The 6322-nt window shown below is 57.0% G+C and carries 5 protein-coding genes; 2 read left to right on the top strand and 3 right to left on the bottom strand.

The window, feature by feature from the left end:
• Window positions 1–504, top strand: a 504-nt coding sequence (locus tag RDV48_19340) for an HNH endonuclease (protein ID MDQ7824963.1), incomplete at its 5' end; no start/stop codon positions are given.
• 293 nt (window positions 505–797) lie between these two features.
• Window positions 798–1877, top strand: a complete 1080-nt coding sequence (locus RDV48_19335; GenBank protein ID MDQ7824962.1) for a linear amide C-N hydrolase — start codon at window positions 798–800, stop codon at window positions 1875–1877.
• A gap of 18 nt (window positions 1878–1895) precedes the next feature.
• On the opposite strand, the gene RDV48_19330 is transcribed toward RDV48_19335, so the two are convergent.
• Genes RDV48_19330 through RDV48_19320 form a run of 3 tightly spaced genes read right to left on the bottom strand, consistent with a single transcriptional unit; the run spans window position 1896 to window position 6276 of the window.
• Window positions 1896–2423: a hypothetical protein gene (locus tag RDV48_19330; GenBank protein ID MDQ7824961.1), complete on the bottom strand. Its 528-nt coding sequence runs from the start codon at window positions 2421–2423 to the stop codon at window positions 1896–1898.
• A 43-nt stretch (window positions 2424–2466) separates the two neighbouring features.
• The gene (locus tag RDV48_19325; protein ID MDQ7824960.1) at window positions 2467–4224 is read right to left on the bottom strand and encodes a hypothetical protein; all 1758 of its coding nucleotides are present in this window, start codon (window positions 4222–4224) and stop codon (window positions 2467–2469) included.
• Between the two features lie 6 nt (window positions 4225–4230).
• Window positions 4231–6276 carry a CFI-box-CTERM domain-containing protein gene (locus tag RDV48_19320; protein ID MDQ7824959.1) on the bottom strand — a complete coding sequence of 682 codons (2046 nt, stop codon included), beginning with the start codon at window positions 6274–6276 and terminating at the stop codon, window positions 4231–4233.
• Between the last annotated feature and the right edge of the window lie 46 nt (window positions 6277–6322).

The following is a 6322-nucleotide window of genomic DNA, read 5'->3' as shown; positions in this document are numbered from 1 at the left end:
GGCGGCTCGTCATCGGCGGGGAGAGGCACTATGACGATCAAGTTCTTCCTTCCCCTGGAGCTTGTTGAGGTCTGGAACCTGGCGGCCCGAATCTTTCTCAGCCACCTTACCCTCGCCGAAGGCTCCGACAGCCTCGGACTCCCTGAAGAAAAGTTCCTTGCCGCACTCCTTGCTGATTATCTCACCACAGAGGGGAAATTCAACAAGGCTGCCCATCACCACAAAATCCTCCGGCGCGACCGTTTCCGCTGCCAGGTCCCCGGCTGCCGATGCCGGCGGGGTCTCCATGTCCATCACATAATCAGGCGCTCCCAGGGCGGCACTGATGACGAGTGGAACCTCATCGTGCTCTGCGAGGCCTGCCACCTCCACCTCCTCCACGGCCTGCGGACCCTCACCCTCAATGGCCAGGCTCCCCACAGCCTCACCTTCATCTTCGGAGATCTCTCTGAAGGCGATCCTTTCCTGGTCTATGAAAATGGAGTGAAGCTGAATAGGCAGTGATAATGCACCACTGGCCATTCTTGCCTGGGAAGAGAGGAGCGTGCCTCTCAAGCGAGCGAGAGCCGTAAGAAAGATGCAGGGGAAGAAGAAGCGGGAACAAGCCAGGGAAAGAGCAAGGGAGCAGGAAACTGGTGATCCGGCTTGTGTGCACAAACAGTGAATCCCCGGCTTATCAATACTCTTTAATAGAGGGGCTTGAAACATGAGGGTCACTCAGCCACAAAAGGAAAGCTCTGGAGCAGGATAGAACCATGGACCAAGCCCTGAAAAGAAAAATCCCAAGGAGGTCTGAAATGAAACGACGGCTCCCGCTTTCCCTTTTCATTGTATTGTTTACACTTTTCCTGGCCATCCCGCCTGCAGAGGCATGCACCTACTTCTTTATAAAAGCCAAGGACGGCGCCATTGTGACAGGCCGCACGCAGGAGTTTTATTCCATGCTCGATTCACGCATTGACGTTGTGCCCCGCGGCACTTCATTCACCTCGACGGCTCCCGCCGATGCAAAGGCGCTCCAGTGGAAGAACAGGTTCGGCTTCGTTGCCGTGTCACACTTCGGCCTCCGCTGCTATTCAGACGGCCTCAACGAGAAAGGCCTCGCAGCGGGATCCCTCTGGTTCGCCGATGTAAGGTATCCTGAAACAAAGGCCGGAACAGAAGTCATCGACATCATAGATATCGTGGGCTGGGTGCTGGGGAACTTCTCCACTGTTGACGAAGTGAAGGCAGCCCTGGCATCAAAGAACATATCGGCGGCATACCGCAAGGAGCTTAAGCTTGTCCCCCCTCTCCATCATTACGTGACCGATGCAAAAGGTAACTCCATAGTCCTGGAGTTCATCGACGGGAAGCTGAAAATCTGGGAGAACAGCACGATCGGCGTGATGACCAACGAGCCAGACCAGGGGTGGCACCTTGAGAACCTCCGGTTTTACTCCAATATGAAGGCCTTTGACGTCCCCATCCCCGACCTCAAGGATGAGCAGTGGTCCCTGGGAACGGGGCTCAAGGGCCTCCCCGCCGATTATACCTCGGCAAGCAGGTTCGCCAGGATTGCCGTGCTGAAATACTTCGCCGACAAGCCCAGGAACGGCGACGAGGCGGTGAACCTGGCCCTTCACCTCATCAACACCGTGGACATTCCTTACGGCCCCCAGCTCTGGATAGTGGGCCAGACGGGGAATGTGCAGTTCACTCCATGGATTGTGGTTTATGACCAGGCGGCGAGGCTGTTCTATTACCGTACCTATGAAAACCAGAACCTCCGGCGCATTGACCTCACAAAGCTCGATTTAAGCGAAAAGGGGCCTTACCGGAGCCTGGAAATATACGGAGGCAAGCCCTTCATGGATGACACCGGGAGGTTTCGCTGAGAGGCGGCAGGCAGGGTTTCAGTCAATGATCAGTGCGGCCTGGATCTTTTCCACGGCATTGCGTGATTTGTTCACAAAGAACACCAGGGCCCTGTAGAATTTCATCGAGCTGTAGTCGAGCATAATGAGGGTCTTCCCTTCCGTCTTGACCTCGCTCTGAGAAGGGGGCTTTCCGTATTTATTGATGACAAGACTCTTTGCATCGCCCACTTTGATCCCCCTCGGGGTGGCGAACTTCGCGTCGGACACGGTGATGGACCAGATGGCTCTCCCGTCGGGTACATCCGGGGAGTCGGCGGCGCTGAACTCCACCCCGGATGCTGTCCTGTAATGGTGCACCTCCGAGCCTGAGATCTCGTCTTTCGTGGTTTTCACAAGCGTGGGCTTCCCGAAGACTTTCACCGCTTTGCTGAAGCTGTCGCCTGCCGCCACCGACCCTATGGCAAAGTCGCCCCTGGAGAGGGCTGCCGGGGCCTGCGGGAAGACGGGCCTTCCCAGGCAGAAGACGGCCACTGCGGCCAGTGCCAGGATGCAAAAATTTTTCATAGCCCCTCCTTCTTCAATCGTTATTTATATAGTAATGCTGCAATTACTTATGCTCTGGAGTATAAAAGAAATAGCCTCTCATTTCACTTCCCGCAGCAGGCTGCGTATCAAGAATGTTCATCGTGACGGTGAGTCGCTGGCCTCCTCCGTTGAAGAACCTCACATATGCCGGTGCCCATTCATAAAGCTTCATTGCCGGGACGAGGGAAGGTGAGCTTAAGAGCCCCACGTCAATGCCCTTTCCATAGTCACCGCAGTTGGTGATGAAGCTCCGCACGTTGTGGAGCTTGACGCCCTGGTAGTCCGTCTTTCCCGAAAGGTCGAAGGACTGAATCGTATAGGCGGGGTCGGCTGTTTCTCCAGACAGGGCGTACGAGAGGGCAAGCCTGTCGTAAAGGCTGTCAAAAGCTGATGAAGCCGCCCTGCAGCTTGAAAGCCCCACGGTCCCGTCATTCTGGTTCAGCCTGGCAATGGCCTCGAAGCCATCCTTTTCGTAGAGAAAATCAGTTATGGTCATGCCCGGGGCATAGTACATGAACTTCGGCGGCACGGGATCCTTGGCGTTGCAGAGGCTGTATGAAAAAGGCGGATAAAGCTCCGTGGCGCTCAGGTAATCGTCAAGCTGCGAGGCCCTCGCGGGCGAGAGCTTCGTGCTGTTTGACGAAATGCCTCCCTGGAGCAGGATATTCTCGGTAAAGATTGCCGTTCCCTCATCAATACCACGGTCCTGGGGATATCTTGCGCTGAAGTCGGCCCACTTTTCTGCGCCTCCCGGGGGAATCAGAAACTTCATTGAGAACCGCACGAGATGGGTAAACTCATGGCCCAGCGTGGGCTTCATGTCGCTGAAGGTCTCCTCGGCAGGCCTGGTGGCGTCGAAGAGCACCGGGTTGAAATAAACAGCTTCGCACTGATTGCTGACTGAAAGCTCGGCGCGGGGGTAATAATCAAAGGGGCAGATGTTGGCCGTTCCCTTGTCCCGTGAGAACACCAGGTACACCCTCGGGTCGCCGTCAATCCCGGGGCTCCACTCCGTTCCTATATGCTGGTGCACCAGGGGAGAGACGGTGCTGTCAAAATAGCCGGCAACCTGGGAGGCATAGCTTTTCATGTCGCTGTAACAGCTCGCATCGTCATTGTCCATATAGACGTAACAGCGCTCGCCCACGTGCCGGCAGGTGCAGGGCTTTTCCCTGACCTCGTTGGTCACAAGGTTATAAATGGTGAAGGTCCTCGAATCGCCAGCCTTGTCAATCACCAGTGCGCCGCCTGAGTCAATTTTCCCTGTCGCGATAAGCTCCTGAGTGGTGAGGATCCTGGGATAGAGAGACTTCCCGGCCATTTCAGCATATGTTCCTGTGACGGCCTCGTGGAAGCCCAGGTAAGTTCGTCCTGCAGTGCCTTCGCAGCCTGAGCGAGCCCCCTGTTCAGGTCTGCCAGGGATGAGGCGGAGAGGCGCACTGCCGCCTCTCAAGGCTTTCGCGGGATTACTGAATTCAAAGCTCACGTTGACAGGATGGCCCGTCTCATCACAGGTGGCGGTATGGGATACGAGAACGAGGTAAGCCTCGCTGAAGCTCTCGTTTCCCCCGAGCCTCACCTCGAGGCTTTTCACTGCAACGGTGCCCCAGGCCTTGGAGCGGTAGCCTTCAGGGACCGGCAGGGAGTCCTGTTGAGCCGTCGTGCCTGCCGGGGCAATGAGCGAATCGACGCCGGAAGAAGTACCACCGGCGCACCCTCCAAGGAGGCTGCACGCAATGATCAGCAGAGCGGTGAGTCTGAGGGCCTCCCTGTGAGCCAAGAGCGCTTACCTCCTGCCTTTTATTTTCCTCCTCCTGACCCTCACAATGATGACGCTTCCGAGAGAGAATACCAGAAGAGCCGCAAGAGGGCTTTCCACGGCGAAGACCACGGGGGTCAGGAGCCAGCGCGCGGCAGCTCTGAGAGTTTCATTTCTCGATATGACGGCGGCGAATGGCGGGGAAAGCTGATAGTAGCACCTTACAAAGCTTCTTCCCAGGGCATTCCTCATAAGGTGCCTGTCGCGGAACACGCAGAGAGAATTTACATGGGGATCCAGATATGAGCCATAGGCGGCTGTTGCGATGAAGCACCCCCCGCCTCCTGATGAGCCTGAAGCGCCCAGATAAGGCATATTTGTTTCGGCGGAGGGAGCAGCCTTCGAGGTGTCAATGAGCACGTTGTCGGAGAGGGCCGAGAGTGTCCCGTTCTCATCAAGAGCCCTCACCACGAGGTAGATAGTGCCCTGCTGCTGCAGAGGGAAGGAGAAGCTTTCCTGGGAGCCTGAGGGCTGGGGAGTGGGGGGATTGCTTACCGCGGTGGCATTATTCCATTCCGCGTCAGTGCTTATGGGGCCCGCGGAATACCTGATCTCGTAGGCATGGGCCTGGCCCTCGTACTGGTCATCACCCGGAGCGATCCACTGGAGCTGCGCCTGGCCGTCGGTGAGTATAAGGGAATGCAGTATCGTGATTTTTCCCGGGGGAATCTTTTCCTGCCCCGAATAGCCTGTAAGCCTGATGGAAGGGAGCGTGGCCACGAGGCTGAAATCATAGGGCACCGCTTTCCCCTTTGCCTGTCGTACCTCTTTCATGCTGCCGTACTCGTCGGGGTCGGAGAAGCCGAAGCCCTCCACGGCGGTGTGGTTCGAGTTGTCGGCAGTGATCCTGATCTTGTATTCGCCGTCGCCGTTATAATCGATGAAGAATCCTTCATAGGCGCCGTCAACAGGCGTGCTGTCGCCCTGAAGGCCGTTGTCGCTCAGGGTTACGCTGGTCTCGCTGCCGTCGGGCCTGGTGATGATGGCCTTCACCACGGCGCTCCTTATCGGCACGCCCTGGTTGTCTATTTCAGCCACAATGTAAGGAACCCGCGGATAGCTGTAGGCTTCCTCGTCAGTCTCGGCGAGAAGCTCCAGGTCTCTCTCTTTCACTGTTCTCTGGCCCGTGGCGTCCGCAGGCTTCTGCCTTATCTCGAAATCGGGAGCCTGATAGGTGATGGTGGCAATCGGTGTGTCGCCGGGCTTCTTGAGGGAAAAGGCAGTCTGGGAGGCCATCACGTCCCAGCAGGACTTGAAGCTGTTTTTTGAGTTCTGAGCGTGGTTGCATGCCGCGTTATGATTTGAAGCGCTGCAGAAATCGGTGACGGGTGAGACGTGGTGAAACCACATGATGGACACATGATTGGTTTCAGGGGACGAGGGCGAGACAGGGTAGCTGTAGCCGCTGCCCATGGCGGCCTCAACGGGGTCCACCTCCCACGTGACGTCCTTGGAGCACTTGTTCCAGTTGCCGTTGCCGTCCTTGAAGACCTGGTACCAGACCCATTCGCCCCCTTCCCACCGGGGGACATAGAGGCAGTATTCATCGCTGAGGCCGTAGGCATAGTGCCCGAACTCGTGGGTGATGGTGGATTTGCATGTGTTGGAGTTAAGGTTCGTCGTGCCGAGGTTGATGCAGCCCGTGTCGCTGCCGAAGGCGCTTACCCGGGCATTTGCAACCTTCCCCTCAGTCACTTTCACATCGGCCTTCTCCCTTTTCAGGTCGCCGAGGGCCACGGCGCCTTCGATGGTGGGCCAGGCATCGGGGACTATGATGATGAGCTTCCCGAAACGGTTCTGCTTGAGCGTGGCGTTGTAAAGGTACTGGGAGCCCTCGGTGAATTTCGTCTTTATCTTGCCTATCAGTGCGGCGTCGTAAGGGACACCGGCCTCGATGCTGATGCTCAGGTTGACGACGCCGTTCTGCACGGTGCCGGATCCTGCCAGGGCGCTCCCGGCAAGGAGCAGCGTAAAGAGCAGAAGGAAAACTGATTTTACGGCCGCGTGCTTCATGGTGTGCCTCCTTGATGGTTCATTTTGCAGTTCTTCTGATGCAGCT

The sequence above is a fragment of the Candidatus Eremiobacterota bacterium genome (assembly GCA_031082125.1).
In the GTDB taxonomy this organism is placed as follows: domain Bacteria; phylum Vulcanimicrobiota; class CADAWZ01; order CADAWZ01; family Ess09-12; genus Ess09-12.
The sequence above is the reverse complement of the archived record's forward strand: the minus strand, read 5'-3'. Positions and strand labels throughout refer to the sequence as shown.

Excerpts from the sequence above, each read along its gene's own strand:
- RDV48_19335 (MDQ7824962.1), top strand. The coding sequence starts at position 798 with ATGAAACGACGGCTCCCGCTTTCCCTTTTCATTGTATTGTTTACACTT.
- RDV48_19330 (MDQ7824961.1), bottom strand. The coding sequence starts at position 2,423 with ATGAAAAATTTTTGCATCCTGGCACTGGCCGCAGTGGCCGTCTTCTGC.
- RDV48_19320 (MDQ7824959.1), bottom strand. The coding sequence starts at position 6,276 with ATGAAGCACGCGGCCGTAAAATCAGTTTTCCTTCTGCTCTTTACGCTG.